Consider the following 26,157-nt stretch of genomic DNA (forward strand, 5'->3'; position numbering starts at 1 on the left):
GTCATCGTCGTTTTTATCTTCTGGGACTTCATCTAGCCAGTCTTCGGGCTGTTTGTTCATGGTCAAATTCCTTAAAAAGAGGCTAATCGTAGCAGGTTGTGGGATTACGTATCCAGTAGCCACGGGCTGGACTACCGGATATCAATAACTTAAAGCATCATTAGACTTCTAAATGCATCCTACTACATCTCAAAACATCACAAGTGTGGACGGTTTGTGGACATTCCGCTTAATGGATTGAGCATTATTGCATCCTGTAGATAGTCTGGTGCAAAGTGCGCATAAGTCATCGTTTGTTGAATGTTCGTATGTCCAAGTATTCGTTGGAGTGCGATTATATTTCCTCCCTTCATCATAAAATGGGTTGCGAATGTATGCCGTAAAGCATGCACTGCTTGCCCGCGAGGGAGATCAGGTTTTACTTTTTTTATTAGCTTATAGAACGTCAGATAATGAGTTTTAAACAACGGCCCGGTTTCTGTTGTTTTCACTTGGTCGGCGATCTCCTGTGAAATCGGTACAGAGCGTTTTTTCCCATTCTTCGTTTCTATAAACGTCACTCTGTTGTGAATGATGTTTTCTGCCTTAAGGCTCTTGGCTTCCCCCCATCTGGCACCTGTTGCCAAACAGAGTATGGCTATACGCCGTGCATCACCTTTCGCCGTGTCTAATAGTCTGGCGATATCTTCCGATGATAAGTAAGACATTTCAGGCTGTTGCGTCTTAAGACGCGCAAGCGATCTTATTGGATGTTCACCGAAAAACTCCTCAGCTTCAATCATCACACTGAATACACCACTAAGTACAGCAAGGGCGTGATTTATTGTGGATGCCTTTATACCATTAGCCAGCCGTTTTGCACGGTAATCCATGAGTAAACGGTTGGTAATCTGGTACATCATCGGATCACCCATGTTATTGCATATCCCCTCAATTGCATTGAGGCGCTTACAGCCGTGCTTTAAATTACGCCCGTGATAATCCCACCACTTCGAAATAAACTCGCTTAAACGCCGCTTATCAGCAGGTTTACTTAACCATTCTTTATTATGGAAGTTGGCGATCACATACTTTTCAAAAGCCAGTGCGTCGCTCTTTCTATCAAATTTACGCCGGATGCGTTTTCCATCGCGCCCATGCGGCCGTAAGTCCACTTCGTAATGACCATCATCAAGCTTCTTAACTGACATAGTGAAGCCCTCCGATGTTGCTGCTATTACATAAACTTAATGAATCAATGAAGCACAAAAAATCATTATGGAGAGTTACCCAGTCTTTTTGTCTGAGAACTGAGAGGTTATTTCGTTTTGCCCATAGTGTGCGAGAACCGGTGCGATTTGCCCGGCTTCAGGATCTACCTCATCGTACATAAACCAACTTTGATATTTTCTAAAGCGGGGTAGTTTGAAAATCTTTACGCACGCATCGTATGCGAGTTTCGATTTGCCAGATTCATAACCGACATAAGTTACATAGTTAATACCAGCTAAATCAGCAACTTCTTTCATTTTAAGTCGCTCAGACTCTCTCATGAGTTTTAATTTTTCAGGTATACAGGTTGACATATAATTTCCAATCTCTTATTTTGATGGCGAATAGAAACCTCAAGTAATGCCAAAGAATGGCCTTAAGCGTCAAGAGGCATCACAAGAGAACCAAGGGAGATGTTAACAGATGTCAATCGATAGAAAAACGATGAGCTTTGCAGAGCCGGAGCCAATTACACCGCGCGAATTCTGCGCACGTACCGGCCGTGGTTATGGCTCGGTTGTGAACATGATGGATCGCAATCAGTTACCAGTTCACCGCGAGGGCCGTCCGGGAACTAAACGCCCGCGCCGTTTTATCATGTGGAACGAATATTTAGAAGCAATGGCGCAAACCCGCGCACTTTGCACTAGGGAGGAGCGGGAGTGGATTGAGAACATAATTCGTAAAGATAAGCTAACAGTAACGCGAAATATCAAAGGTGGCGGCGTTCAGAATCAAGGCATTGCCGCAGCATGAACTACCACTCACAACAAGCTTGGTTGAGAGAATGAATATTGATGTTGTATGAGGTTAGGGTTAAAGCCCTCCCTCAAAATTTGATTTGCGAAAGGGTTTTATTGTTATCAACGGACGGAGATTTTGATATGCCAAAATTTGTTGAAGTAGGAACGGGCGAAGCGGCTTTTATTCTTGATGTGGACGCTGTTATCGCTGTCTCTGATGCGGGAAGTGTTCGCAATATTGAACTAGCAAATGAAGCCATTATTACAACCTCAGTCAGTTATAAGGAAATAAAAATAGCGCTTGGTCTTGAATGTACAGAGGTTAAAGAAAGTAAATATACATTCGGTGGCATTAATAAAGTCTCACCCCATACACGGGTTGATTTTCGATGTGATATATATAAAAAGTTTTATTACATTAACGGTGCACATGCAGGTTGCATATATTATGCAGTCAATCAAGCTGGCGAAAAAAGCGGCCCCATTAATGAGGCCGAAATCATTAAGTTAATATCTGGAAGTAATAGAAATAATTAGATTTATTACTTAATAAGATTTTTAAAGTCGGCAGACAAAACATTTAAGTCAGCAATTGCTTTAAAAGTATCATCTTGGTTTGAATCGTGTGCAACTGAAAACGAATTCATGATTGCCAGAAAACGCTCACGGCTTTCGCCATCAAGGGAAGCACCAACGGCACAGACCATAAATTCTAAAGCAACCAGCCGATTACCGACTGAATGTGAAACGCGAGATTGCTTGGCATCATCAAAGAATTGAACAAGTTTCACTTTGTTATTTTCTACAAATTTTTCAATTTCTTGTGGTGTCATGAGACTTCCTTTTTGTTGTGGGTGAGTGTAACGCCGGGGTTTCTTTCCAAAGTAGTAACCGGCGCAAAAAACAGTACCACAAAAAACGTGCGCCGGGCGCGATGCAGTACCCCGGCAACTATTCATTTGATGGAGATCACTTTATGACTGCTAATCAATGCCCATCTCTGGAGGCAATGCTAACGAACGGCCAGCAAGTTACGCACCGCCGCCACCTGCATGGTTGGATTGAAACACCAGACGGTAGCCGATTTCAGCCGACAGCCAGTGAAGTACAGTTTATCAAAGGTTACCGGTTCCCATTTATGGCCAAGCCTCGCAGTAAGCCACGTTGGTGGGCGCGGTTAATGGGAATATTCGCTTAAACTGCGGGGGATGTATGGGAGCTATTGGGATTAACCAAAATAACAGGAAATTGTCTTTTCGTGATTTTGCTGTTGAATGGCGCATGAATGCCAATATTAACCGTAATGATGCGTGTCGCCATTTTAATGCAAATCCGCAAGATGAGCAGACAGGCAACGCAAATAGAGAGGTTATTCTCTTTTGTGCTAATAGAGTCGCGGAAATGAAAAGTATTAAGCGACCATTTAAAAATAGTGACTCAGTTCGCCGCTTTGAAAGTTTTACCGAAGATGAACGGGAGTTAATTATAGAATCACTTAATTTTTTAGTTAGATTAACAAAACCATTCCCTGATTATTTTTCGGTGGCCGAAAGAATAATCAATCTCTAAATAACAACATAATTTCTTTGGCGCATTAATTTTCGCCGGGATTCCTATTATCTAAATTAAAGGTCAATACTGATGAATAACAAACCTGTAAAACTAAACGATACCCCAAATGATGTAGAGCTAGTCGCTTTATTCAGTGAGGCCCGCCGCTCCGCTCGTTTGTTCTTACTTGAGCTTCTGGTTGAAAAGTTAACTACGTTAAGTACCGATGATTCTACAAAAGAAGATGTGATTAAAGAGTTAACCGCTTGGGCTACAGAGCACCATCCACATATCCATCCGGTAACTATCACCATCAGCGCTGATCCATTAGGCTCTATTACTCAAGGCGATAAATAATGAATCGTTCCCCATTAAAATGGGCCGGTTCAAAGGCCCGTATTATGCCTACTCTGCGCCAACACTTGCCAGCAGGTAAGCGGCTGGTTGAGCCGTTCGCAGGTTCCTGCTCTGTTATGCTGAACACTGATTATGATGAATATCTGATAACAGATATTAATAGTGATTTGATTAACTTCTACACACTCGCAAAACTTGAAACGAATGATTTAATAAATACTGCCAGTTCATTATTTTTAACTGCTAATACGTCAGAGCAGTATTATATATTTCGCAATATTTTTAACTCAGGTAACCGAGACGAATTATCAAAAGCGGCTATTTTCCTCTATTTAAACCGCCATTGCTTTAATGGCATTTGCCGTTATAACCAAAAGGGTGAATTTAATGTCCCTTATGGAAAATACAAAGCCCCATACTTCCCTGAGGCTGAGATCCGTTTCTTTGCTGAAAAGGCCAAGAAAGCTACTTTTCTGTGTTGTGATTTTTCCGAAGCATTGGAAATGACATTGCCCGGTGATGTTATTTATTGCGATCCGCCCTATATCCCAACGTCTGCAACTGCCGATTTTACCAACTATCACACGGATGGTTTTACCGATGATGATCAGTTTCGTCTTGCCCGGTTGTTGGCTAGGGCCGCAGATAACGGTTGTCACATCGTTGCATCCAATAGCGACACACTCCGAACTACCGAACTTTATTCGCTTTTTGCTTTGCACTGCATCACAGCACCTCGCTCGATCAGTTGTAAATCAAATGGCCGTAAAGCCGTGGGAGAAATTATCGCGACTATGCAAGGGACGAAAGAATGAAATTGTCACTAATGACCGGTCATATATTGAGGGTTATATTTTGTGCGTATCAACGAAAATACAACCGCGAATGGGATAGAAAAATCAATGCAATTTTAGAAGAGGGTGAGCTTGACTCATTAAGTGAATACACCATCGATTATAAATACAAAGAGAACTACTACGATATATGGATTAATAACCAATGGTATGCATACGCTTATTTACGTTCTTTTAATGATGTCATTGTAAGAGATAGCCTCCAATTTAGACCATCATTTAAAACGATGGTTAAACTTCATCAAAAAGTAATGATTTTGAAGTCGCTCGATTTGGAGAGTGATTTCCGGCGAATTTATCTCGGTAAAGATAAATTATGAGTAAGCACTCCGGTGGGCTATTAGCACCTTTAACACCGTTACCCTGTCAGGGTAGCGGTGTGCTGCGTATTGAGGGTGCTTACTGGTGGAATACCAGACACATACCCGCAGTTGGTGCGCCGGATTATTTGGTCAGAGTAAAGCAGCAAGAAGCTCAAGAGCAAATAGCCGCACTGGCTAGCGCCCAAGACCTGTTATCAAAACAGCCTAAAATAGTGCAGCGGGGGATCAGGTATCACCTGAATAAACTGGAACAAATACAAGGGATTCAGCGAGCTAATACGCACTTAACAAAAAACTTTGTCGAGCGCGTATTACCACGCCTGAATATGGTCAATGATCAGTATTTAATATCCGCTAACGCTAACGATACTGCGCCTTTCGCATACCGCTTCAATCAGTTGCCCGATTATGGCCGCGCTGATATTGAGATATTAGCGAAAGATATCGCCTTGCTGGTCAAGCGCGAACTCGGAATTGTTGATGATGAAGTTAACGATAAGCCAGATTTAAAAATTGCTTTCGCTCTCTACGTCCGCGCGTCTGCGCTCACTCGCGCTTTTCGTCAGTCCGTGCCGGGTTGGGATACTTACCAGCTTGATCGCCAGAAACTTACCGCCGAAAAAATCGCCTCTTTTCTTGCCAAAATGCAATCAGAAAGTTGGTGGACTCGCTGCCTACGCCGCCACAGTGATAAGTGGAAAGAGCACCTGCATATTGCGCTGGGCAATGTCAGCAAAAAAGCCTCGCCCTATTCCAGTATCGGAACCGTAAGCGACTGGCGCGAACAGAAGCGCCGCACGCGCGAGTTTCTCAAATCAATGGAGTTAGAGGACGAAAAGGGAAACCGCATTTCTCTGATTGATAAGTACGATCACAGCGTGGCTAATCCGGCCATTCGTCGCTGTGAACTAATGGTTCGCATTCGTGGGTTTGAAGATATATGCACCGAGATGGGCTACGTTGGGGAGTTTTATACGCTGACCGCCCCGTCTAAATACCACGCCACCAATAAGCACGGACACCGTAACCGCAAATGGTGCGGGGCTGATCCGGCGAGAACACAGCGTTATTTTCGCGGGGTGTGGAGCCGGGTCAGGGCTAAATTGCATCGGGAAGATATTCGCGTATTCGGCATTCGTGTTGCCGAGCCGCACCATGACGGCACTCCGCACTGGCATATGTTGCTGTTTATGCTGCCTGAGTCCGTCGATCAGGTGCGTAAAATCTTCCGCGATTATGCCAGTGAAGAGGATGAGGGCGAGCTTTACAGCACCAAGGCCAGAAAAGCCCGTTTTCATGCTGAGGCTATTGATCCGGAAAAAGGCAGCGCAACAGGCTACATTGCCAAATACATTTCGAAAAATATCGACGGTTTCGCGCTGGACGGTGAAACCGACGATGAAACCGACAAGCTACTGAAAGAGGTGGCTCCGGCTGTATCTGCATGGGCCAGCCGGTGGCGTATCCGTCAGTTTCAGTTTATCGGCGGCGCACCGGTTACCGTTTATCGTGAGCTGCGCAAGATGTCAGACCACGAAACCGCTATGGGTTTAAGCGTGGAATTTGCCGCTGTTCATGATGCTGCCGATTATGGTCGCTGGGCTGAGTACGTTAACGCCCAAGGCGGGCCATTTGTTAAGCGCGAAAATTTGGTCGCCCGTACCTATTACGAAACATCAGAAGCCACCAATGAATATTTTGAAGATGTGATCCGAATTCGTGGCGTGTTCTCGCCGCCGGTGGGCATCGACACGCCCATTATCACCCGCACCACTGAGTGGAAGATTGTCAAAGCCCGCGCCCTTGACCTGTCCGTTGATTTGGCCGTTGACCTTAAAGGCGCGTCTGCGCGCCCTCGGAGTTCTGTCAATAACTGTACGGAGGTTCAAAAAATAGCCACTCCAAATGAGGTTATTGAGCCGCCTCCACCGCCTGAAAATATCTGTTTTGAGGCGTTAACCGTTAAAGAACGGCGGAGAATGCTTAAGCGGATACGCAGCGAATCACCAAAACCACGGAATCAGCAGAAAACTACTCGCAAGCCAACGCAGGGAGAATTGATGCTGGCCGCTGGGCTGGGTGAGAGAGAGCATAAAATTAAAGAATTTGCCGATTCGATAGGTATTGATCTGGATAACAACATATTAAAATCAATGGCCAAGGGAGCATCGGTATCAGTTGAGGGAATAACCTACCGGGCGGGTATTGATGGGGCGCTGTATCAAGTACATCGTAAAGATGTTACAGCGGAGAGTGTCATGGACAGGGTTGAGCGCCTGCGCCAGCAACAAGTGCCACAAGTTATTCGGTTGATTGGCGATCATTATCGCCAGCAGAAAGCGGCCGAGGTGGACGATTGTAGTGATCGGCCGGTATGGTTTGGGCCAGTGGCCGGGTAAGTCTGTATTGTTCGCATAAAAAAGCCCACTGACGTGGGCTTTTTTTTAATGGCCTTGAAGTAATTCCAGCGCCATTTGTTTATCTTCCGGTTTAATTAATCCCAGTAAGGTTTTAACTAACCATTTACCTGCCATAGCACTGGGGCTGATTGTGTGGGAAAACGTGAGGTTCATTACAAAGGTATGGCCACACTCAACGTTACTACAGGCACAATATAAATCGGAGATTTCAGGGTGCTTTCTTGCGCTCTTACGGATAATGGCCGGTGAACCGCAGTCTTTGCACTTAATTTTCATAACTCGCATGTTTCTGGCTCCAAAAGCGGCGAACTTCTGGAATTTTAACGTATTTCTGCTCATAAAGCACCCGGTTGTGTCTCTTCAATATCGAATTTAACGTGCAAATGCGTCGGGATCTGCGGATCGCTGTTGATAGCGTCCATAATCATACGTTGCACCGGAATAACTTCATCTTTGCGGTAGGTGGTTCGTGCCTTTTCCGGGTCACCCAATCCCGCGCTATTGCTGGGAATAATACCTGCCAGCCCTGCTGGGTAACGGTGAGCGGTCAAAATATCCTGCGCACTGATATTCTTGATGTTGGCAAATTCATCTTTGGCGCTGATATCGCCAATTGGGATGAATTTAATCCCCTCCGGGTCACCTTTCGGAATGTTGACAAACAAGGTGCTGAAATTGCCGATCCCCTTGCTTTGTTCCAGACTTTTAATAATCTCGTCTTCCACTTCGGTACTGAGATTTGGGTCATTGGTGTAGATAATCCCGCCCGTATGCGCCCCGTTATGATAGTAGCGGCGGCGAAAAATGGTGGCCTCGGAGTTGAGCAAGGCGGCATGAATCCCGCCGATGTAATCCGGCAGGCCATAAACTTGCTGCTGCGGGTCATACTGTTTAAGGTAAATAACCTCCTCCTGGCTAAAAACCAGCGGTTCCCCTTTCTGCAAAATCACGATGCTGTCGTCTTTACGCACCCGCAAATAAAGTGAGGGCAGCGGGGCCAGTGCTACCACTTCCCCCCAACCGTTACGCACTTTGGCAATGGCCACATCACCAAAGGTCAGATAATCGAAAACCCCGGCTTTCAATTCCTCATGGCTCAGACCGCCGGCCACATAATCAGCCGCCACCATATTGCGCCGGGCATAGAGAACGCCGCCATGCTGGCCATTAAGATTAACCAGTTGGGCAAGGGCCAGCCGGTCAATGGGTTGGCTGTAGTGGTCAAAATCATTGTCATACCAGATTTCTTGATAATCAGTGCCGGTGGTTAAAACCGGTTCGGGCTTGCCCAAACTGATAATGCTCATTTTGCTGTCGGTATGGGTCACTGGGGCGCTGCGATCCTGTTTTTTCTTCTTCATGCGGCTTTGCTCGTCTTCCATGTGGATTTACGTTTATGCTCAAAGTTGAGCGCTTCGTTATCTATTGCGTGGGCGATGGCGAAAAATACATCGGCATGGCCAGTTTCTTTGGTGCGGTCTGCAACAAAGGTCATGCCGCCACCTTTGGCGGTACTGGTGCGACGAATGGCCAGAAACGAGGCCGGGATCTCTTTGGCTTCGCCGTCCCATTCAATGCGCTGGCTTTCAATGACATCTATCATTTTCATCACCAGCCGGTTCTTACTTTCCAGCCCGTAGTGGATGGCCACCGCTTGGCGCATGGCAAAGTTCTGTACCAGCTCAAATACGCCGTTGCCGATACCGGTAATATCCACGCCGATGTAGGTCATGTTGTAGCGCTGAAACAGTTCTTTTATCTGGTTGGCCTGATAGTTAAAATTCAGCCCCTGCCAGTAGAACGTGGCCAGCACCCGAAAGCGTTCACCCTCAAACTCCGGCGGAGCAATAATGACAAAGGTTGAGGTGTCACCGCTGCGGGCCGGGTCAAAGCCGCCCCACACCTCGCGGTTACCGAATGGTCGTGGCGCACTGAAATCATGGTCTTGCCACATCTCAATATCGACACCGCATTTTTCCAGCATATGGAATTTAAATACGCTGTCGCCGCTGTCCACAAACACACACATATAGAGCATGTTAAAGGTGTCGCGGTTGTACTTATTGCGCAGGCGTTCGATATTGGCCAGATTGAAACCGCCGTCTATCGCATCCTCTAACGTAATGACATAGCGCCACTGGCCATCGGGGCAGAGTCGCCCGCCGTCGCGGTACTCGTCGAATTCCGGGAAGGTGATTTTGCTGCGCTGTTTGTCGCCTTGCTTCCACTCATCACCCGTCCAGAACGGGTAGCCCTGATGGGTTTTGGCGCTGGGTGTGGAGAAATAGGTGGTACGCCATTTGTCATGGGTGGCCATGGCGCTGGCCGCTTCATTTAATTTGGCGAAATTCGGTACCCACAAATATTCATCGCAATACAGGTGGCCGCTGTAGGATTGGGCGGTGTTCTTGTTGGTAGACAGGAAACGCAACTCCGCGCCGTTACTGAGGCGTATTGGGTTACCGGTCAGCGTCACTCCAAAGAACTGCTGCGCGATATTGACGATATACGAGCGGAATACTTCGGCCTGCGCACGGGAAGCAGAAAGGAATATTTGTGGGTCGCCGCTGATAATCGCGTCTTCCAGTGCTTCAAAGGAGAAATACCACGTTGCCCCAATCTGGCGGCTTTTCAGAATATTGCGGATAGCGTGGTGTTTATTGGCCCGCAGGTATTGCTGATAGAAAAACAGCGTTTCCCCGGCAAACAGTTCCAGTTCTTCCTGTTGAATGCCTGAAATATCATTTTTGCGGTATTTACGTTTCCCGCTGCCATTCTCATCCCGCGCAGCAGCTTCTTCACCGCTGGCATAACTGCCTTGTGTCTGCGCTTTAATCGCCGCTAGTTTTTCCGCGTGTTTACTTTTCTGCGCCATTAATTTGCAGTGCTGGGCAATTAAGCTGTCTACCTCTTTTAATTCCAGCTCGTTTTTATTATCGCGATTGGCCAGTACCAATATGCGGCGATTGATTGCCTCCTCAATACTTTCATGACTGAGCATATCAGCCCAATGCCATTTTTGTGCCCAATAGTAAATGATCCGCGCATTCGGCAGATTTAATTCGTTGGCGATTTCTTTCGGTGTCCACCGTTGTAAATAAAGTGAACGCGCCACACCGATAATAGTTTGTGAGTGTTTAGCCATGAATGTAATTATGCGGGGTTTATTTTGGATAGACGTTATTAATAAATCGGTTGTATTCGGCTAACGGGTTATATCCGAATTGAACCGAAATAGGGTGGGTGCGTCGATTAAAATAATCCGCAATACTGCAATCACTGAATTAAAACCACTAATAACGAGATTGTATTTTATGTCCGGCTCTCAACTCATGACTAACTGGATACGTATTGCGTCTGAGGGTGAAACCGTAGATGGACGCCATATGGAACGCCAGTGGCTAATTGATTGCGCCGAAACTTATGACTATGAATTCTATGCCGCCTTGATCTGGCCTGAGCATGAAGACTGGGGTTATAACTTGGGCGAAGTCTTAGAGCTAAAGGCGGAGGAAGTGGACGGGATCATGCGGCTGTTCGCTCGCTTGTGTCCCTCCACCCATCTTTTACAGGCCAATCGGGATGGCCAATTGTTATTTTGTTCGGTTGAACTGACCCCTAGTCGTAATTTCAGGGGAACGGGTAAGTGCTATCTGGAGGGCTTGGGCGTCACCAATACCCCGGCGAGTGTCGGCACGCAGCGCTTACGTTTTAGCAGCAAGCGTAAACATTCATTATTCGGTGCGCTGGAACCGCTGGTAATTAGCGAATTTAAGAATTTGGGTAAGGAAAAAACAATGGCAGCAAGTAAAACAGTAAATAAAAAGAAAAGTCCGTGGCAGAGTATGTTTGGTATTAAGAACTATTCCGAAGAAACGCCGGAAGAAATTCCAGATGCGGACAGTAAAGTTCAGGTATTAGCCGAGGCACTGGCCAGTTTGGAAGCTCGTGTTATTGCACTGGAAACAAAAACCGAAGAAACCGATACCGCTGTAGAAGAAGTTGTGGCCGATGTTGAAACGGTAAAAGAAGTGGTGGATACCGAAGAGTTCGCCACCCTGCGCGATAACTTGCCGGGCATTATTAAGAACTTTGGCAAGCTGGATAATAAAGTTACTAAATTACCGAATAAGTTTTCTAAAGGTGAGGGGAAAAAGCCGTTTAAATTCCTGTAAGGCTTAATAGCCAACGTATTGGCTGTTAATTATTAATTCATCTTTTATATAACAGAGAAAATCTATGAATTTAAATCCACGGGCGCGAGCGTTATTAGACCTATATAGCGCCGGTCTGGCATCAGAATACGGTGTCAGTGATGTAGGGCGTTATTTCTCGCTGACTGACCCGAAAGAAACTGCATTGCGGGCCGCATTGCTGGAATCGGTCGAATTCCTGTCCATGATCACCTGCGCCGATGTTGACCAGTTATCTGGCCAAGTGGTTTCAGTGGGTAATTCCGGCATCTTTACCGGGCGTAAAGAGGGTGGCCGCTTCATCCGTAAAACCGGTGTTGACGGTAACAAATATGAACTGGTTGAAACCGATTCCGGCGCAGCCTTGCCGTGGGATCTGCTGTCCATTTGGGCGAATGCGGGCGGTGAAAACGAATTCTTCCAGTTGATGCAGACCTTTACCAATAACTCGTTTGCGCTGGATATGCTGCGTATTGGCTGGAACGGAACATCGGTAGCAAAAACCACTGACCCGGAAGCTAATCCGAGCGGTGAAGACGTCAATATCGGCTGGCAAGCACGCATGAAAAACTTCAATGATGGGATTCAGGTTATTGATGATGCGATCACCTTGGGCGAGGGCGGCGATTTTATCTCTCTGGATGCCATGGCTGCGGATTTGATTAACAGCAAAATTCCGGCACAGCACCGCAGTGATCCGCGCTTGGTTGTACTGGTTGGGGCAGATTTGGTGGCGGCAGAGCAGCACCGTTTGTACAACAAAGCTGATCGCCCGACTGAAAAGATTGCGGCGCAAATGCTGTCCAGCACCATTGCAGGCCGTCCGGCCATTATCCCGCCGTTTATGCCGGGTAAGCGCATGGTGGTCACGCCACTGGCTAACCTGCATATCTATACCCAACGTAACACCCGCCAGCGTAAAGCGGAGTTTGTTGATGATCGTAAGCAGTACGAAAACAAGTATCTGCGTAACGAGGGCTACGCCGTCGAAGAGCCGGAGTTGTACGCCTCGTATGACGAATCAGCGGTAACCATCGGCAAGGTACCGGAACTGGCAGACCCGAAAGCCGGGGAATAAGGGGTAATCATGGCGTTATCACCTGCACAGCGGCACACGGCCAGAATTCAGGCCGAACGCAAGCTAAACAATCATGAGGCACTGGCCGGTGTGGCCAGTATGCACCTGCAAAAGATGGCCATCGAGAACGATGCCCAACGGCTGCACGGGCTGACGCTGGCTGAGAAAGTGCAGTTGAAACGCCGGGAACTGCTGCCCCGCTGGTTACCCAGTGTGGAAACCTATCTGGCGGCAGGCGAGGTCTACAGCAACCCGGTATTCACTTACTGCATTGCCTGGCTGTTTGATGTTGGGGACTTTGATCAGGCGCTGGACTGGGCAGATATAGCAATAGAGCAACGGCAGATAACGCCTTTTGGCAAGCGGCGCAGTATTTCCCACTTTGTGGCCGATAGCATGCTGGCGTGGTCTGAGGCCAGCATGGACGCGGGCCAGAGCATTGAGCCGTATTTCTCGCGAGTATTCGACAACGTGCGGGATAACTGGCGTATCCCGGAGCAGGCCAGTGCCAAGTGGTTCAAGTTTGCCGGGTTGATGCTGTTGCGTAATGACAAAGGGGAGCCGTTGCCCAGTGCCATAGAGGATGTGGCCACGTTGCAACAGGCTGATGCGCTACTGGCACAGGCTAACATCTTCCATCCGGGGTGTGGCGTTAAAACCCATCGGCAACGGATTGCCGCCCGATTACGGATGCTAGACAAAGAATAATAACGACTACCGAGAGCCAAAGCGGGCGCGGTGGAGGCTGCAACATTCGTTCGCAGGCCGTGGAAACCGGTCTGCCCGCTTTTTTCGGGAGCTGTATGTTTAACGGAAAAGATATTGATTATCAGGATGTTGAACTGACCAATGACGGATTTTGGCCAGACCTCAATTTAAGCGAGTTTCAGCGTAACCGCAGTATTCCGGCTGATATTGATGCCGATACGCAAGCCGATGCGTTGCTGGCCAGCGTGGCTGAGGTGAATTTAGACCTGCGCCAGTTAGCAGCGGGTTATGTGGCTAAGGGATATCAACAGGCCGCAGCGGTACCGGGCGTGGCGATGAACGGGCAAACAGCGCTGATTAGTCAGTATAAAAAGGCCATTTTTGCCCGCGCCAAAGCTGATTTACTGGGGGAGTATTCGACGCAGTTTAGCCGGGTACCCAATGCCGGGCAGGAAAACCCCGAAACCCGCAGCCGCCTGCTGGCAGAGGCCAGTACGGTATTGCGCAATATGAAAGGTGTGGGCCGCTGCACCGTGAGGCAGATATGAGCAAATTACAGTCATTAACCGCTTTTGTGCAGGGCAACTTACCGCAACGGCTGCGTAAGCTGGAATTTAACAGTGACATGGACGAACTGCGTTTTATTCCGGCGCAGCGGGATTTAGGGCTGGATCAGTATCAACTGGCATTGATGCAGTTTGATGCGGTGCTGAGTTGGGGCCGCTTCCCATACCGCGACTATGACCCGCGCAATCTGTGCGCCTTGTTGCTGGTGTGGATGATTGAGAATGGCCCCGACTACGGCCCGGAGCCTGAATTGCCGAGTATTGATATCGATGTGATTGACGATAAAACCGCCATGGTGGTGGTGTCGATGGCCATCACCGAATCACTGAGTATTAAACAAGATGAGGCCGGGGACATCCCCTTTCAGGGGGCTAAATGGCGGCTGACCGATCCGCAGTTATGGCTGGCCACGGAGGGCGCGATATTTGGCGCGGATGCGCAGGGTGCGCCGATTGGTGAACACGGATGATTATCAACGGCGAACTGAGTAAAAAACAGTTAATCGAGCTGCAACAGGCACTTAAACAACTGGAGTTGCCGCCCCAAAAACGCCAGCGGTTGCTATGGCGGCTGGCCAAGTACGGGGTGATTGTCGCCGCCAAGCGTAATGTGCGGAACCAGCAATCACCGGATGGCACCTCGTGGCAGGGACGGCAGACCAACCAGCGCGGCAAGATGCTGCGCAACATGCCGAAATTGCTGCATATCCGTGAAATGCCAGAGATTAGCGCGGTCAGGCTGTATTTGCAGGGCGGGGGGTACCGCAACGGCGAAAAACCGGTACCGGCGGGCGTGGTGGGGTACGGTCAGCAAAACGGCATGCAGGTGACCATTAACCGCAGCGCCGTGGCTAAAACCGTCCCCCCGGAGCGGCCCGCCACTGTCAAACAGGCCAAAAAGCTACGGGCCTTGGGTTACCGGGTAAAACAGGGCAAGCGCTGGCGCAAGCCGCCTTACAAAGAAATTGTAGGAAAAATGCGTTTCGCCCAAGCGGGTTTGCTGATTAAAAAACTGAGTGGCAAGGCGGCTAAATCAGCGTGGACAGTGGATGTCCCGGCGCGTGAGTTCTTGGGCATGAGCGACGACGATTTTAATAAAGCCTTAGCGCGTCAGTTACAGGCCATCGGGTTTGGCTGGGACGTCAAAGCACAGGATATGAAGGGGTAACGATGAGTTGGCCACAAGTCAATATTGACCAAAAAAACCAGTTACAGGGCGAAACCAAAGAGATTGAACGGGCCGTGCTGTTTATCGGTAGCGGCAAGGTTAACACCGGGAAAACGCTGGCGGTGAACACGCAGACGGATTTTGATGTGTTGCTGGGGCCGGATGCCAGCGCGGTAAAAAGCTGCGCCAATGCGGCGATGCTCAATGCGGGCCAGAACTGGAACGGCTTTGTGCATGTGCTGGCAGAGCCTGACAAAAATGCCGAACTTGACCCACTGGCGTGGGTGGCGGCGGTCAGAGCGGCGCAGCAGGTGGCCAGTGTTGAGGGTGTGGTAGTGGTGTTACCCACGGATAAAACCACCATCACCGCCGCCGCCAGTCTGCGGGCTGAGTTGCTGGCCAAGTTTGGTCGCTGGGTGTGGTTTGTGCTGGCTGTTGATGGCCCGCAAGCCGAAGAGGGCTGGCCGGAGTATTTAGCCCGACTGGCAGCATTACAACAGGGTGTTGCGGCGTCGGCGGTGCAACTGGTGCCACGGTTGTGGGGCAATGAGCCGGGGGTGTTGGCGGGGCGTTTATGTAACCGCGCGGTGACCATCGCAGACAGTCCGGCCCGTGTCGCCACTGGCCCACTACTGGAAATGGGCAGTGATACGCAGCCAGTGGATGGCAAAGGTGTGGCGCTGGATTTAGCCACCTTGCAGGCGCTGGAAACCCTGCGCTACAGCGTTCCAATGTGGTACCCGGACTATGACGGCATGTACTGGGCAGATGGCCGCACATTGGATGTGGAGGGCGGGGATTATCAGGCAATTGAAAGCCTGCGCATTGTTGATAAAGCGGCCCGCCGCATTCGCTTACAGGCGATTGCCAAGATTGCAGACCGTTCACTTAACAGCAGCCCCGGCAGCATTGCCGCGCACAAAACCTATTTTTCCAAGGTACTGCGCGAGATGGCCAAAAGTACACAAATCAACGGGATCACCTTTCCCGGTGAAGTGAAGCCACCACAAGAGGGCGATGTGGTGATTACATGGCGCACCGCCACCAAAGTGGAAATTTATATTGTGGTGCGCCCGTATGAATGCCCGAAAGGTATCACGGTGAGTTTGATGCTGGATACCACACTGGAGGATAGCCAATGAGTACCCGTATTTCTGGCCAGTCGGTGGATATCAATATGGACGGTGATTTGATCCATGTGGAAAAAATCGGGCTGACCATTACCGATAACAGCGGCCCGGCACAGACTAATGGTGTGCCGGATGGGGATGTAAAAGGCGATGTTGGCGGCGAGGGGGACATAGAAGTTAGCACCAAAGTGCTGCAACAGTTGACCGCCAAAGCCTCACGCGCCGGTTCATGGCGCGGTATCCCGGCGTTTGACATCTTGTTCTATGCCAAAGCCGGGGAAGAAGAGCTGAAAGTGGAGGCGTTCGGCGTGAAATTGAAATTTGATTCCGCGCTGGATGTTGACCCGAAAGGCGGGGCGGTGCTGACCCATAAAATTAAGTATTTCATTACCAGCCCGGATTTTGTGCGTATCAACGGCATTCCCTATCTGGAAGCGGAAGCCACGCGCAATCTGATCGGCTAGGGAGCAAGGATGCAGGAACATGAAAAAGCCATTATTTCATTGGGGGTTATCGGTGCCTTACTGGCTTTAGGCAAGATTCTGGCCAGCGATGAGCCGATCACCGCCCGGCTGTTTGTTGGTCGAGTTATTTTGGGTTCGGGGACTTCAATGGCGGCAGCGGCTGCACTGGTATGGGTACCGGGGTTATCCCCGCTGGCCATCAACGGATTGGGGGCGGCGTTGGGCATTGCCGGTTATCAGGCGGTTGAAGTGTGGTTACGCCGCCGGGGCAGTAGTTTATTAAAGGGAAAGAAACCATGACGTTAAGTGAAAAACAGCAGTTATTTACCCAACTGATTGCGCAGTTAATTAGCTGGGCCGGGGAACGGGGTTACCGTCTGACCTTGGGTGAAGCCTACCGCACCCCGGAGCAGGCCAAACTGAATGCCAAAGCGGGAACCGGTATCAGTAACAGTCTGCATACCTCGCGGCTGGCAGTGGATTTTAATCTGTTTATCAACGGGGTGTATCAGACCAAAAGTGAGGCGTTTTTACCTTTGGGCGAATATTGGGAATCGTTGGGCGGGACATGGGGCGGACGTTTCAAAACTAATCCTGATGGTAACCACTTTAGCCTTGAGCATAACGGGGTGCGCTGATGGCCAAGATACTGGCGCTGATAGTGGCGGCATTTGTGGCTGGGTGGTATCTCAATGATTTACAGCATGACCGTCTGGAACTGAGTATTACCCGTGCCGCCAACACAGCGGCAGAACAGGGCCGGACAATTTCGGAGGGCATAGCCAGTGATTCAGCCCGGCAACTGGAAGATAAGCTGGAAGCGTTGCGCCAGCAGGGTGATAAGTACCAGCCGGTTATTCACACAGAAATTATTAAGCCGGTGTTTACTAATGTGTGTGCTACTGATGAATATGTCCGGTTGTTCAACGAAAGTAGTGATGCCGCCGAACGTACCTTATCAGGAAAATCAGCTCACTAAATGCAGCACCGTATTACCTCGATTAACCGGTACGACCGGTAATGATTTTGATAATGCCTTACGCGCCTATCGCAGTATTTATACCTTATGCGCGGCGCGACACAACCAACTCATTAACGAAATATATCTGAGACAAGGAAATAAATAACATGGCCGATAAACATAAAATTGTATTAGCAGTGGGTAGCGTTGAACTTATTTTTGAACCAAACACCACCGCTTATAACGGTTTAATTAATGATATGGCAATGGATAATAAAATTGCCCCGGCATTTAAATATCTGCGCCGTATTATCAGTAAAGAAACCAAAGAAGCCTTGGACGAAATTTTAAAAACACCGGGTGCGGCTTTGCAATTGGTTGACCAAGTGAACCAAGTCTATGCGCCGAAATTGGAAATTGAAGTAAAAAACTAACCCAACGGTTACGGGCCATTGAAAGTAATTCAATTGAACAATTTCTTATTCTACGCCGCCATTATCTGCCGCATGAAAATGACGATATAGAAAATTTAGCCCGTGCCGTTTGGTTGGATAACCGTTATTGGGATAACACCCGTATTTCTATAGCCAATGGAATTGGCTTGGCATTTAAAGGCGACTAATGAAACACCTCGATTTTACTTTAAGCATGATTGATAAAATCACGCGCCCGTTAAAGCAGGTGCAGTCCACCGTTAAAGGGTTCGCGGATCACTCACAAGCGGCTTTCGGTAAAATTGCGGTGGGCGGTGCGGCCCTGTTTGGTGTAGTGCAGGGCATTAAAGGCGCACTGGGGCCAGCGGCGGATTTTGCCGGGGCGCTTAATGAAGCCAGCGCCAAGGGGGTGAGTGACAGCGCCTTGCAAAAGATGAGCACCGACGCACTGAAATTCAGTATGCAGTATGGGCGCAGCGCGGTGGATGTGGTGCGCTCCAGTGCCGATGTGCGCAGTACTATTGGTACGCTGTCTGATCGTGATTTGCCTCGTTTTACCCTGGCCACCAATGTGCTGGCCGCAGGCATGAAAACCACCGGCAGCGAAGCCGCCGCCTACATGGGGCAAATGTATAACCAGTTTGACAGCTACGCCGACCGCATTGGTAAAGTGAAATTTGCCGAAGAGGTGGCCGGTAAAACGGCATACATGGCGCAGGCATTTGGCGTCAATATGCAGACCATGGCTGACTTAATGGAGGGTTCCAAAGGGGTTGGCGCTAATTACGGCGTGGGCATGGATGAGCAATTTGCTGTGTTGGGCCAGTTGCAAAAAACCTTGGGAACTGAGGCCAGCGGCAGTTATGAAACCTACATGAAAGGGGCCGCTGCCGGGGCTAAAACGCTGGGGCTAAGTTTTGTGGATGCTTCCGGCCAGATGCTGACCATGCCGCAAATGCTGGAGAAATTGCAGGGGCGTTACGGAAAAACCATCGAGGGCAATTTAAAGGCGCAGGCCGAGCTGGATAAAGCCTTTGGGGACGGTGCCAATGTCATTAAACAGCTCTACGGCAATGTCGATTTGCTGAAACGTAATATCGGTGAGTTGGGCAGTAATGACGGCATGAAACGGGCCGGTGAGATGGCCAAGAAAATGGCTGACCCATGGGAACGGCTGATGGCCATCTGGACAGGGATGCGGGTGATTTTGGGCTTAACCCTGTTACCAGTGCTGTATCCGATCATGAATCGGGTATCGGCTATCGGGGAGAAGTTCGCCCGCTGGATGCAGCTATTTCCCAATATCGCCCGGCTGATCGGTTATGCCATGCTGGCGCTGCTGAGTTTTGCCGCTGCCGGTGCCATCGCCAATATGGTGATGGGGATCAGCATGTTTATCTGGATGGGGTTAAAACTGCTGTGGGGTGCATTGTGTGCGGTGACCCAAATCCACACTGCCGCCATCTGGTTGTATAACAAAGCGATTATTGCCGCCAATGCCACCATGCGTATTATGCGCGGTGTCTTACTGGCGCTACGCATCGCGGCCATCTCGGCGGGGATCTCCTTTAGCTTCCTGACATGGCCAGTGTTGTTGGTGATTGTGGCCATTGCCGCACTGGCAGCGGGTATCTACTACCTGATTAAGTACTGGGATGAGATTAAAGCCGCCATTGCAGATACGGCCGCATTCCAGTGGTTGTCTGAGGTGGTGACCTCTGTTGGAGAGGTGTTCAGTGGGGTATGGCAGCGCATTGTGTCTGGCTGGCAATGGCTGGTAGCGGCTATCACCGGTTTATCACCACTGGCCGGGTTCAGTGCCATGGCTGATAGCATCGGTAATGTGTTTAGTGGCTTATGGGACTGGCTGAAAAGTACCTTTGCCGAAACGTATAATTGGATCATCGATAAGCTGAATATTATTCCCGGTGTCAGCATTGAGGCACAAAGTATTGCTACCCCGCAAAGTAGCCCAATCAATTCTGCCAATGGTTTATTAACCGGTGGCCAGATGCGCAATATTGATAAAGGCGGGATTAATAAAGAAATCAGTAATAACTCTAAATCCGTGAGTGATAACAGCAAACGCATTGAGAATGTCCATATTAATATGCAGGGTGGCATGACGCCGGGTGATTTAATGGAATGGCAGGAATTAAATTAATGACGGAATTAATGTATATCGACCTGCTGATAAAAGACGGTGACTTTGTATTAAATACCGGTAATGAGCCAACACTGTGTAATAACCGCATTAGCATTGGCCAAGACTGTATTCACGCTATTGTTGAAAGTGGCTTAACTACCCAATTAATTGCCGAACGCAGCCCGACATTACGCGCCGATGTGATCACCCAGTTGATTATTTTAATTGAAGATGATGAACGCATTATTCCCGGCACGGTGGTGGTGAATGAAGAAACGGCCACACGGCTATGGGTAACGGCTGATACCTACGATTTCGGCCCGATTACGGTAAGTGCGGATTATGAGTAATAAACCTGAAATAGATTATGAGCAGGTATTACAAGATAGCGGGATGCCGACTACGGAAACAGACATTCGGCAAAAGTTTGACGCACTGGTAGAAGAGGAGGGGTTAATCACCAATACCTCCGATATGTCGCCGTTCTGGCGGCTGATAAAAACCATTGTCACTCGCCCGGTGCTATGGCTCAACGAAGTGTTAATCAATACCGTGCTGGCCAATATGTATCTGGCCACTGCCAGCGGCACTTTTTTGGATGTGTTTGGCTGGGGCGTCAATGCCAGCCGTAAACCGGCCACCGCAGCCCAAGGCATGATCCGCTTCTATAAAGCTGATATTCAACAAGATGTGGTTATCCCAGTGGGGACGATGGTTCAGACCGAACGCATTAACGGCAAAATTTACAGCGTGGTGGTAAGCAGTGAAACCGCCATTGCTGCCGGTAGCGTCAGTGGGTTGGTCGCGGTAAATGCGGCTGAGGTGGGCGGGGCGTTTAATCTGGCCCCCGGTTACTACCGTATCTTGCCGCAGGCGGTGCCGGGCATAGAACGGGCACAAAGCGAGGGCGATTGGTTAACCGTACCGGGTGCTGATAAAGAGTCAGATGATGATTTTCGCGACCGATGTCGCAATCAGTTCAATCTGGTAGGCAACTATCACACCGATGCGGTGTACCGCAGCATGATAGCCGGGGTGGTGGGATTATCCATTGACCGAATTTATTTTCTGCACGATGCCCCGCGCGGGCCGGGTACCGCCAACGCTTATCTGTTGTTGGACAGTGGCGAGATTTCCCAGCCGTTTATTGATGCGGTCAACGACCATATCACCAATCAGGGCCACCATGGCCATGGCGATGATATGCAGTGTATGCCGTTGCCGGAAAGCCAGCATGATTTAGTGGTGACGCTGTATGTCAGCAATAAACAAAATTTAACCGCTGATGAGTTGGCCAAGCTGGAAAGTGGTGGTGAAAACCTGATCCGCTGCGCCTTTCGTCAGAACAGCAATTACAAGGTGCTGAAAACGTGGCCCTATTCCCGCTTCTCATTTTCCAATCTGGGGCGGGAGCTGCACAAGACGTTTCCGCTGATTGAGTCACTGAGTTTTTCACTGAGCGATATTGTCAGTGATCTGAGTGTCCCGCGTCTGAACAGCTTAACGGTGGTGATTGAAAATGCCTGATTTCATTAGCCGATTAACAAGCCTGCGCCTGCCGTCATGGATGGATAAAGGCGAATCAAACAAGTTACTGCGGGTGTGCCGCGCATGGTGGCAGTGGGTGCATGGCTGGCTGATATGGCCGCTTAACCAGTTGGATGCCGCTACCTGCGCGGTGCCGCTGCTTAATGTTCTGGCTTATCAGCGTGATATCAGCCGCTTTAATGGTGAGCCGTTGAGCCTGTACCGCAAACGGGTGCAATACGCCTTTATTAACGCCGCTGACGCCGGTTCGATAGCGGGATTCAGTGCCATCTTTAAGCGCTTGGATATCGGGGTGATAACCCAACTGGAGCGCCAGCCGGGCTACGACTGGGACGTTATTGTTATCCGGGTGAATGATAACCAGATAGCGGAAAATAATACCTTAATGATGGCGCTTATTCGCCAGTATGGCCGCACCTGCCGCCGTTATATTTTCCAAGTGGTTAACGCCAGAACGGTGACGATGCACGGCGGGGAGTTCAGCAATGAATATGGCTACCACCTTGCAAAATTAATCATCGCGCCCGGCACCATCAAAGGCACGGCGGCAGTGACGCCCACCCAATTACAGCATTCGCATGAAGTCTATGCGGCGAAATTGAAATAAGGATATTTACTATGGCAACGGTCATTACCCGCGCATTTGAACACTGGCAAGCGGGACAGGTGTTAAATAACTTACCGGCTCGCCCGGATACCATCATTTTTGCCCATGTACCTGGGCTTGATCATACCGCCGACATTAACCCCGATGAGGGTATTCCGGCTGATGGTCAGATTGTGCATCGGGATGTGGTGGCGCAGTACGGCCTGATTAATGATTCAGCGGTGGCCTATTCGGTGGTGCTGGATACCCGTGTGGGTGATTTTACTTTTAACTGGATTGGCTTGGTGGATACTGCCAGTAATACCCTGTGCATGATTGTGCATACCCCGGCACAGCAGAAAATTGCCACCGCCAATGGGGTGCAGGGTAATAACATCACCCGCACCTTTTTAATGGAATTTGCCGGGGCGGCAGAGGCCAGCCAGATCACCTTATCGGCGCAAACATGGCAAATTGATTTTAGCGCCCGGCTGCGTGGCATTGATGAGGTAAGCCGTCTGGCCAATCTGGATTATTACGGCCACGCCGCCTTTTTCGCTGACGGTTTTTCAGTGAGCAAAGACGGCGATAAATACCGGGTGAAAGCCGGGCTGGCTTATGTTGGCGGTATTCGTGCGTTGCTGGCTGATGATGTGTTACTGGAAGCCGCCGCCGGTAATGTGGTTTATGCCGATGTCAGTTATCAGGGCAGCGTGTTAAGTGAATTTGCGCCGATTATTCAGCTTGGCGTGAAGCACAGCGCCGGGGATTTTGGCGACTACACCGATGCCAACGGTTTTACTCATTATATTGCCTCACTGGCATTAATCACCGCCAGCGGGGAAGACGATAAACGCGAAGCCAATCCGTTTGATAAAGCCATTGCTGATATTAACGCCGCCCTCAAAGAGCATGAGAAATCGCGCAATCATCCGGATGCCACACTGACCGCGAAAGGGTTTACCCAGTTAAGCAGCGCAGTTGATAGCGAGAGTGAAGCACTGGCGGCAACCCTGAAAGCGGTCAAGATTACGATGGAAAACGCCAGCGCCCGGTTAGCCAAAGATCGCAACGGTGCAGATATTCCCAACGTGGCGTTATTTCGGCAAAACATCGGGGCAATTAGCAGCCAAGACACCAATATTCAGTTACCCGGCAACCTTGGCGTAAAGAATCTTGAAGTCCACCCGATGCCGAACAGTGCTGAGGGCGGGCAAATTGATTTATATGATAAGGCCGATGCCAAAGCCGCTTTTATTGATATTGATTCAGGCGGTAACTTCCGTGTAGTGACTGATGCATTGGGGGTGACTCTCTTTATCAATAGAACCACGGGTGATGTATTAATCCCTAGGTCACTGAGTGCTACGGGGAATTTAAAAGGCTCAGGAGTGATAGCGGAAGGTACTGTTTATGCTGGCAATACAGCTGCATGGTTAGCTGCTGACGGCAATGTTTACGGTACTGTATGGGGTGGCTACTTATCAACCTACCTTTCAAATAGGGGGGTAAGGGCTTGGGCGGCGGTGCAAGGAAACGGCGCAATCATCAGCTCATTCGGTTTTGCGGCGATAAACCGTACCAACGTTGGCGGCTATAACTTTGTTATGTCAACGTCGAACGGCGCGTATGCCGTAACGGTTGGGGTTAATGGCGGCACGCAAAATGGTGCATTAAGTGCTCACTCCGCGAATATTTGGAATAGAACGCCTAATTCATTCAGCATCCAGAATGCCAATGACGGCGGCACCAGCTACAACTGGATAGATTGGCCTGAATTTTATGTCATCGTCGTTGGCCCGTAAGGAGTGAAAAAATGGAACACTTAATTAATCAAGAGCAACCAGACAACGACGCATACGACAATATTTATGTTGTTGTGTTTGAAAATGCAAGTGGGCGCGGAATGACAGTGGTCAATTTCGCTACGCAAAAGTATTTAGATGCATTTACCCATGATGGGCCTTGGTTGAAAATCTTGCGTGAAGACCTGCCAGACCAGAGTTTTATCGAGGCTTGGCAGTTCAATAAAACCCATGATGCTATCGTCGTAAATCTGGTTTGGTTGCAAGAAATGCAGGTGGCAGAAGCGGAAAGGGAACGTAACTACAAAATCTGGTTAGTTCAGGATGAGCTTACCGCGCTGCAAACTGACCTGATGCTGGGAATTATTGATGATGAAAGCACCGCACGTCTTATCAAACTGAAAAAATACGTTATTGCGCTCAAGCAATTAGATGTAACAACTGCACCTGATGTTATTTGGCCGGAGCTGCCTGATGTGGCGTAAAGCAGCCTTATCCATTCCCGGCAATATGGCCGCAGTCAATTGCGCCATGCTGCCGGTGCATCCGTGGGTTTATGGCGTGGGCCGCAGTGAGGAATCGGGTAGTTATCTGAGTCCGCAGAACGCGGTGGATCATCTGGCGGGAAAACTGGCAGGCAGCAGTGGCCAGCAGTCGGTGGTGGTGTTTATGGTGTGTGCTGCTGACCATCCCACCTTTATGCATGCGCTCAAACAATTTTCTGCGGTACTGCCGTTGCCGGTATTTTCGCAAGTGACCCGCATGGCCAGCACTGCGGCCACACTAGCCACCACCAAAATGCAGTTACCGGCCAGTGCCGGAAACGGCTTACCGCTGCCGCAGTCGTTATCCACCGCAACCAGCCGCATGGCCATCAATGCCCAACGTATTGCACAAGCTAAAGATGCCGCAGGGGCGGGGGCTAATTTGGCGGGACTGGCGTCGGCATTGTCCGGTTTTGCCAGCGCCAAGGCGGCGGCACTGGCCAGTGTGGAAAGTGCGTTAAATGGTTTACTGGCAGGCCGTGCGCAGGCGTGGGTATTTACCGCCAGCGGCAGCGCGGCCACGCTGGCCAGTGAGATGAAAAAGAATGTACCGCAGCAGGATGCTGTTTTTACTCTGGCCACCTTGTTCGCCGGAGAGGATTTAACCCCGCTGGAGGCGATGATAAATGACACAGATAGTCATGCTGGCACTGGACGGTGAAGCCATCCCGTTAAAGGGGCTGACAGTGACCCCTACCATGCAATTTCAGGAAAAAGACCAATCCGGCCAAACATCCAGTACCGCCACGGCAGAGCAGGGCATTAAGGCCAAAGAGCTGCGGATATCAGGGATGGTGCCATTCAGCACCCCGGAGGTGTTAACCCGACTTTTTGCACTGGCTGAAACCAAAGACGCAGGCGGCGCACTGAAAAAATACCGTGTGGCTAATCAGGTGGCGCAGGCGATTAATTTTCGGCTGGCCACTTTTACCGGCGCGATTGATGCACCGAAACAAGATGGCAAAATGGCGTGGCTGGTGACCTTTACCCTCAAAGAGTTTTTGAGCGTGTCAGAGAAACGCGAGGCCCGTGCCGGGGGCAAAACTGTCGCCAAAAAGCAGACCGCAGACGGTACCGGCGGCAGTGAAGCGAGCGAGGATGCAGAGAAATTAAGCTGGTTTGAGCGCAAAGTGTTGAAACCGGTCAATGATGCACTGGGGCCAACCTCATGAAATCTATTCGCAGGTTGATGCTGTCCGGCGATGCGGTGCCGCTGGTTGATGCCAATCTGGTGTTGGAGCTGAACGCCTGCGGGCGCGGCTTTATCACCGCTGAAACCAGCACCGATTACACCGGCAAACTGATACGGCTGGATGCCGGTTACCC

At 49.6% G+C, this 26,157-nt stretch carries 36 protein-coding genes; 30 read left to right on the forward strand and 6 right to left on the reverse strand.

Features of this window, described 5'->3' with window-relative positions:
* Window positions 1–197: 197 nt before the first annotated feature.
* Window positions 198–1,190, reverse strand: a complete 993-nt coding sequence (locus ACNSO8_RS16700; protein ID WP_418395290.1) for a tyrosine-type recombinase/integrase — start codon at window positions 1,188–1,190, stop codon at window positions 198–200.
* A 75-nt stretch (window positions 1,191–1,265) separates the two neighbouring features.
* Complete coding sequence (locus ACNSO8_RS16705; RefSeq protein WP_046050130.1) at window positions 1,266–1,565, reverse strand: helix-turn-helix transcriptional regulator; 300 nt, start codon at window positions 1,563–1,565, stop codon at window positions 1,266–1,268.
* 109 nt (window positions 1,566–1,674) lie between these two features.
* Between ACNSO8_RS16705 and ACNSO8_RS16710 the strand changes: the two genes are divergently transcribed.
* Together ACNSO8_RS16710 and ACNSO8_RS16715 are read left to right on the forward strand one after the other, a co-directional pair.
* Window positions 1,675–2,007, forward strand: a complete 333-nt coding sequence (locus ACNSO8_RS16710) for a hypothetical protein (protein ID WP_418395291.1) — start codon at window positions 1,675–1,677, stop codon at window positions 2,005–2,007.
* Between the two features lie 128 nt (window positions 2,008–2,135).
* On the forward strand, window positions 2,136–2,531 hold the full coding sequence (locus ACNSO8_RS16715) for a hypothetical protein (RefSeq protein WP_418395292.1): 396 nt from the start codon (window positions 2,136–2,138) through the stop codon (window positions 2,529–2,531).
* 5 nt (window positions 2,532–2,536) lie between these two features.
* Here the strand turns inward: ACNSO8_RS16715 and ACNSO8_RS16720 are convergent, their stop codons facing one another.
* Entirely contained in the window at window positions 2,537–2,827 is a 291-nt protein-coding gene (locus ACNSO8_RS16720; RefSeq protein WP_418395293.1) for a hypothetical protein, read from the reverse strand.
* A gap of 143 nt (window positions 2,828–2,970) precedes the next feature.
* Between ACNSO8_RS16720 and ACNSO8_RS16725 the strand changes: the two genes are divergently transcribed.
* From ACNSO8_RS16725 to ACNSO8_RS16750, 6 genes are all read left to right on the forward strand, one after another.
* Window positions 2,971–3,192, forward strand: coding sequence for a phage filamentation protein Fil family protein (locus ACNSO8_RS16725; protein WP_046050134.1), 222 nt, complete (start codon window positions 2,971–2,973; stop codon window positions 3,190–3,192).
* 14 nt (window positions 3,193–3,206) lie between these two features.
* On the forward strand, window positions 3,207–3,563 hold the full coding sequence (locus tag ACNSO8_RS16730; RefSeq protein WP_418395294.1) for a hypothetical protein: 357 nt from the start codon (window positions 3,207–3,209) through the stop codon (window positions 3,561–3,563).
* Between the two features lie 72 nt (window positions 3,564–3,635).
* The gene (locus tag ACNSO8_RS16735) at window positions 3,636–3,902 is read left to right on the forward strand and encodes a hypothetical protein (RefSeq protein ID WP_418395295.1); all 267 of its coding nucleotides are present in this window, start codon (window positions 3,636–3,638) and stop codon (window positions 3,900–3,902) included.
* Window positions 3,902–4,717 (forward strand): Dam family site-specific DNA-(adenine-N6)-methyltransferase, encoded by an 816-nt coding sequence (locus ACNSO8_RS16740; protein WP_418395296.1) that lies wholly within the window; start codon window positions 3,902–3,904, stop codon window positions 4,715–4,717. Before ACNSO8_RS16735 ends, ACNSO8_RS16740 begins: the two co-directional genes overlap by 1 nt.
* On the forward strand, window positions 4,714–5,076 hold the full coding sequence (locus ACNSO8_RS16745) for a hypothetical protein (protein ID WP_418395297.1): 363 nt from the start codon (window positions 4,714–4,716) through the stop codon (window positions 5,074–5,076). Before ACNSO8_RS16740 ends, ACNSO8_RS16745 begins: the two co-directional genes overlap by 4 nt.
* Window positions 5,073–7,478 (forward strand): replication endonuclease, encoded by a 2,406-nt coding sequence (locus ACNSO8_RS16750; RefSeq protein ID WP_418395298.1) that lies wholly within the window; start codon window positions 5,073–5,075, stop codon window positions 7,476–7,478. Before ACNSO8_RS16745 ends, ACNSO8_RS16750 begins: the two co-directional genes overlap by 4 nt.
* A gap of 45 nt (window positions 7,479–7,523) precedes the next feature.
* Here ACNSO8_RS16750 and ACNSO8_RS16755 read toward each other — a convergent pair whose 3' ends face one another.
* The 3 genes from ACNSO8_RS16755 to ACNSO8_RS16765 are packed head-to-tail and all read right to left on the reverse strand — an operon-like array spanning window position 7,524 to window position 10,644.
* Window positions 7,524–7,838: an ogr/Delta-like zinc finger family protein gene (locus tag ACNSO8_RS16755; RefSeq protein WP_046050139.1), complete on the reverse strand. Its 315-nt coding sequence runs from the start codon at window positions 7,836–7,838 to the stop codon at window positions 7,524–7,526.
* On the reverse strand, window positions 7,835–8,860 hold the full coding sequence (locus ACNSO8_RS16760; protein ID WP_418395299.1) for a phage portal protein: 1,026 nt from the start codon (window positions 8,858–8,860) through the stop codon (window positions 7,835–7,837). The genes ACNSO8_RS16755 and ACNSO8_RS16760 overlap by 4 nt, the downstream gene beginning before the upstream one ends.
* Window positions 8,857–10,644 carry a terminase large subunit domain-containing protein gene (locus tag ACNSO8_RS16765; protein ID WP_418395300.1) on the reverse strand — a complete coding sequence of 596 codons (1,788 nt, stop codon included), beginning with the start codon at window positions 10,642–10,644 and terminating at the stop codon, window positions 8,857–8,859. Before ACNSO8_RS16765 ends, ACNSO8_RS16760 begins: the two co-directional genes overlap by 4 nt.
* A 169-nt stretch (window positions 10,645–10,813) precedes the next feature.
* On the opposite strand from ACNSO8_RS16765, the gene ACNSO8_RS16770 reads away from it, so the two are divergent.
* The 22 genes from ACNSO8_RS16770 to ACNSO8_RS16875 all read left to right on the forward strand — a co-directional run bounded on the left by ACNSO8_RS16770 (window position 10,814) and on the right by ACNSO8_RS16875 (window position 26,003).
* Window positions 10,814–11,674, forward strand: a complete 861-nt coding sequence (locus ACNSO8_RS16770; protein ID WP_418395301.1) for a GPO family capsid scaffolding protein — start codon at window positions 10,814–10,816, stop codon at window positions 11,672–11,674.
* A 64-nt stretch (window positions 11,675–11,738) separates the two neighbouring features.
* Window positions 11,739–12,770, forward strand: a complete 1,032-nt coding sequence (locus ACNSO8_RS16775) for a phage major capsid protein, P2 family (RefSeq protein ID WP_418395302.1) — start codon at window positions 11,739–11,741, stop codon at window positions 12,768–12,770.
* A gap of 9 nt (window positions 12,771–12,779) precedes the next feature.
* Complete coding sequence (gpM, locus tag ACNSO8_RS16780; protein WP_418395303.1) at window positions 12,780–13,478, forward strand: phage terminase small subunit; 699 nt, start codon at window positions 12,780–12,782, stop codon at window positions 13,476–13,478.
* 95 nt (window positions 13,479–13,573) lie between these two features.
* Window positions 13,574–14,026, forward strand: coding sequence for a head completion/stabilization protein (locus ACNSO8_RS16785; protein ID WP_418395304.1), 453 nt, complete (start codon window positions 13,574–13,576; stop codon window positions 14,024–14,026).
* Window positions 14,023–14,514 (forward strand): phage tail protein, encoded by a 492-nt coding sequence (locus ACNSO8_RS16790; RefSeq protein WP_418395305.1) that lies wholly within the window; start codon window positions 14,023–14,025, stop codon window positions 14,512–14,514. The genes ACNSO8_RS16785 and ACNSO8_RS16790 overlap by 4 nt, the downstream gene beginning before the upstream one ends.
* On the forward strand, window positions 14,511–15,212 hold the full coding sequence (locus ACNSO8_RS16795; RefSeq protein WP_418395306.1) for a hypothetical protein: 702 nt from the start codon (window positions 14,511–14,513) through the stop codon (window positions 15,210–15,212). Before ACNSO8_RS16790 ends, ACNSO8_RS16795 begins: the two co-directional genes overlap by 4 nt.
* A gap of 2 nt (window positions 15,213–15,214) precedes the next feature.
* Window positions 15,215–16,354 carry a DUF2586 domain-containing protein gene (locus ACNSO8_RS16800; protein WP_418395307.1) on the forward strand — a complete coding sequence of 380 codons (1,140 nt, stop codon included), beginning with the start codon at window positions 15,215–15,217 and terminating at the stop codon, window positions 16,352–16,354.
* Complete coding sequence (locus ACNSO8_RS16805; protein ID WP_025379272.1) at window positions 16,351–16,806, forward strand: phage protein; 456 nt, start codon at window positions 16,351–16,353, stop codon at window positions 16,804–16,806. Before ACNSO8_RS16800 ends, ACNSO8_RS16805 begins: the two co-directional genes overlap by 4 nt.
* A gap of 9 nt (window positions 16,807–16,815) precedes the next feature.
* Window positions 16,816–17,106, forward strand: a complete 291-nt coding sequence (locus ACNSO8_RS16810) for a phage holin family protein (RefSeq protein WP_005171220.1) — start codon at window positions 16,816–16,818, stop codon at window positions 17,104–17,106.
* On the forward strand, window positions 17,103–17,444 hold the full coding sequence (locus ACNSO8_RS16815; protein ID WP_418395308.1) for a M15 family metallopeptidase: 342 nt from the start codon (window positions 17,103–17,105) through the stop codon (window positions 17,442–17,444). The genes ACNSO8_RS16810 and ACNSO8_RS16815 overlap by 4 nt, the downstream gene beginning before the upstream one ends.
* Window positions 17,444–17,785 (forward strand): hypothetical protein, encoded by a 342-nt coding sequence (locus ACNSO8_RS16820; protein ID WP_025379271.1) that lies wholly within the window; start codon window positions 17,444–17,446, stop codon window positions 17,783–17,785. The genes ACNSO8_RS16815 and ACNSO8_RS16820 overlap by 1 nt, the downstream gene beginning before the upstream one ends.
* On the forward strand, window positions 17,712–17,933 hold the full coding sequence (locus ACNSO8_RS16825) for a hypothetical protein (RefSeq protein WP_418395309.1): 222 nt from the start codon (window positions 17,712–17,714) through the stop codon (window positions 17,931–17,933). The genes ACNSO8_RS16820 and ACNSO8_RS16825 overlap by 74 nt, the downstream gene beginning before the upstream one ends.
* 1 nt (window position 17,934) lies before the next feature.
* On the forward strand, window positions 17,935–18,201 hold the full coding sequence (locus tag ACNSO8_RS16830; RefSeq protein WP_046050154.1) for a putative phage tail assembly chaperone: 267 nt from the start codon (window positions 17,935–17,937) through the stop codon (window positions 18,199–18,201).
* A gap of 47 nt (window positions 18,202–18,248) precedes the next feature.
* Window positions 18,249–18,389 (forward strand): DUF6890 family protein, encoded by a 141-nt coding sequence (locus ACNSO8_RS16835; RefSeq protein ID WP_418395317.1) that lies wholly within the window; start codon window positions 18,249–18,251, stop codon window positions 18,387–18,389.
* Window positions 18,389–20,365, forward strand: a complete 1,977-nt coding sequence (locus ACNSO8_RS16840) for a phage tail tape measure protein (RefSeq protein WP_418395310.1) — start codon at window positions 18,389–18,391, stop codon at window positions 20,363–20,365. Before ACNSO8_RS16835 ends, ACNSO8_RS16840 begins: the two co-directional genes overlap by 1 nt.
* Entirely contained in the window at window positions 20,365–20,697 is a 333-nt protein-coding gene (locus ACNSO8_RS16845) for a DUF2590 family protein (protein ID WP_418395311.1), read from the forward strand. Before ACNSO8_RS16840 ends, ACNSO8_RS16845 begins: the two co-directional genes overlap by 1 nt.
* Window positions 20,690–21,874, forward strand: coding sequence for a baseplate J/gp47 family protein (locus tag ACNSO8_RS16850; RefSeq protein WP_418395312.1), 1,185 nt, complete (start codon window positions 20,690–20,692; stop codon window positions 21,872–21,874). Before ACNSO8_RS16845 ends, ACNSO8_RS16850 begins: the two co-directional genes overlap by 8 nt.
* Window positions 21,867–22,502 carry a hypothetical protein gene (locus tag ACNSO8_RS16855; protein ID WP_077295048.1) on the forward strand — a complete coding sequence of 212 codons (636 nt, stop codon included), beginning with the start codon at window positions 21,867–21,869 and terminating at the stop codon, window positions 22,500–22,502. The genes ACNSO8_RS16850 and ACNSO8_RS16855 overlap by 8 nt, the downstream gene beginning before the upstream one ends.
* Window positions 22,503–22,513: 11 nt before the next feature.
* The gene (locus ACNSO8_RS16860) at window positions 22,514–24,286 is read left to right on the forward strand and encodes a phage tail protein (protein ID WP_418395313.1); all 1,773 of its coding nucleotides are present in this window, start codon (window positions 22,514–22,516) and stop codon (window positions 24,284–24,286) included.
* An 11-nt stretch (window positions 24,287–24,297) separates the two neighbouring features.
* A complete protein-coding gene (locus ACNSO8_RS16865) occupies window positions 24,298–24,771 on the forward strand; it encodes a tail fiber assembly protein (RefSeq protein WP_418395314.1) in 474 nt (157 codons plus the stop codon).
* Entirely contained in the window at window positions 24,761–25,492 is a 732-nt protein-coding gene (locus tag ACNSO8_RS16870) for a hypothetical protein (protein WP_418395315.1), read from the forward strand. The genes ACNSO8_RS16865 and ACNSO8_RS16870 overlap by 11 nt, the downstream gene beginning before the upstream one ends.
* Window positions 25,458–26,003: a hypothetical protein gene (locus ACNSO8_RS16875; protein WP_418395316.1), complete on the forward strand. Its 546-nt coding sequence runs from the start codon at window positions 25,458–25,460 to the stop codon at window positions 26,001–26,003. Before ACNSO8_RS16870 ends, ACNSO8_RS16875 begins: the two co-directional genes overlap by 35 nt.
* Window positions 26,004–26,157: the final 154 nt, after the last annotated feature.

The sequence above is a fragment of the Yersinia sp. LJYL362 genome, from assembly GCF_048323875.1.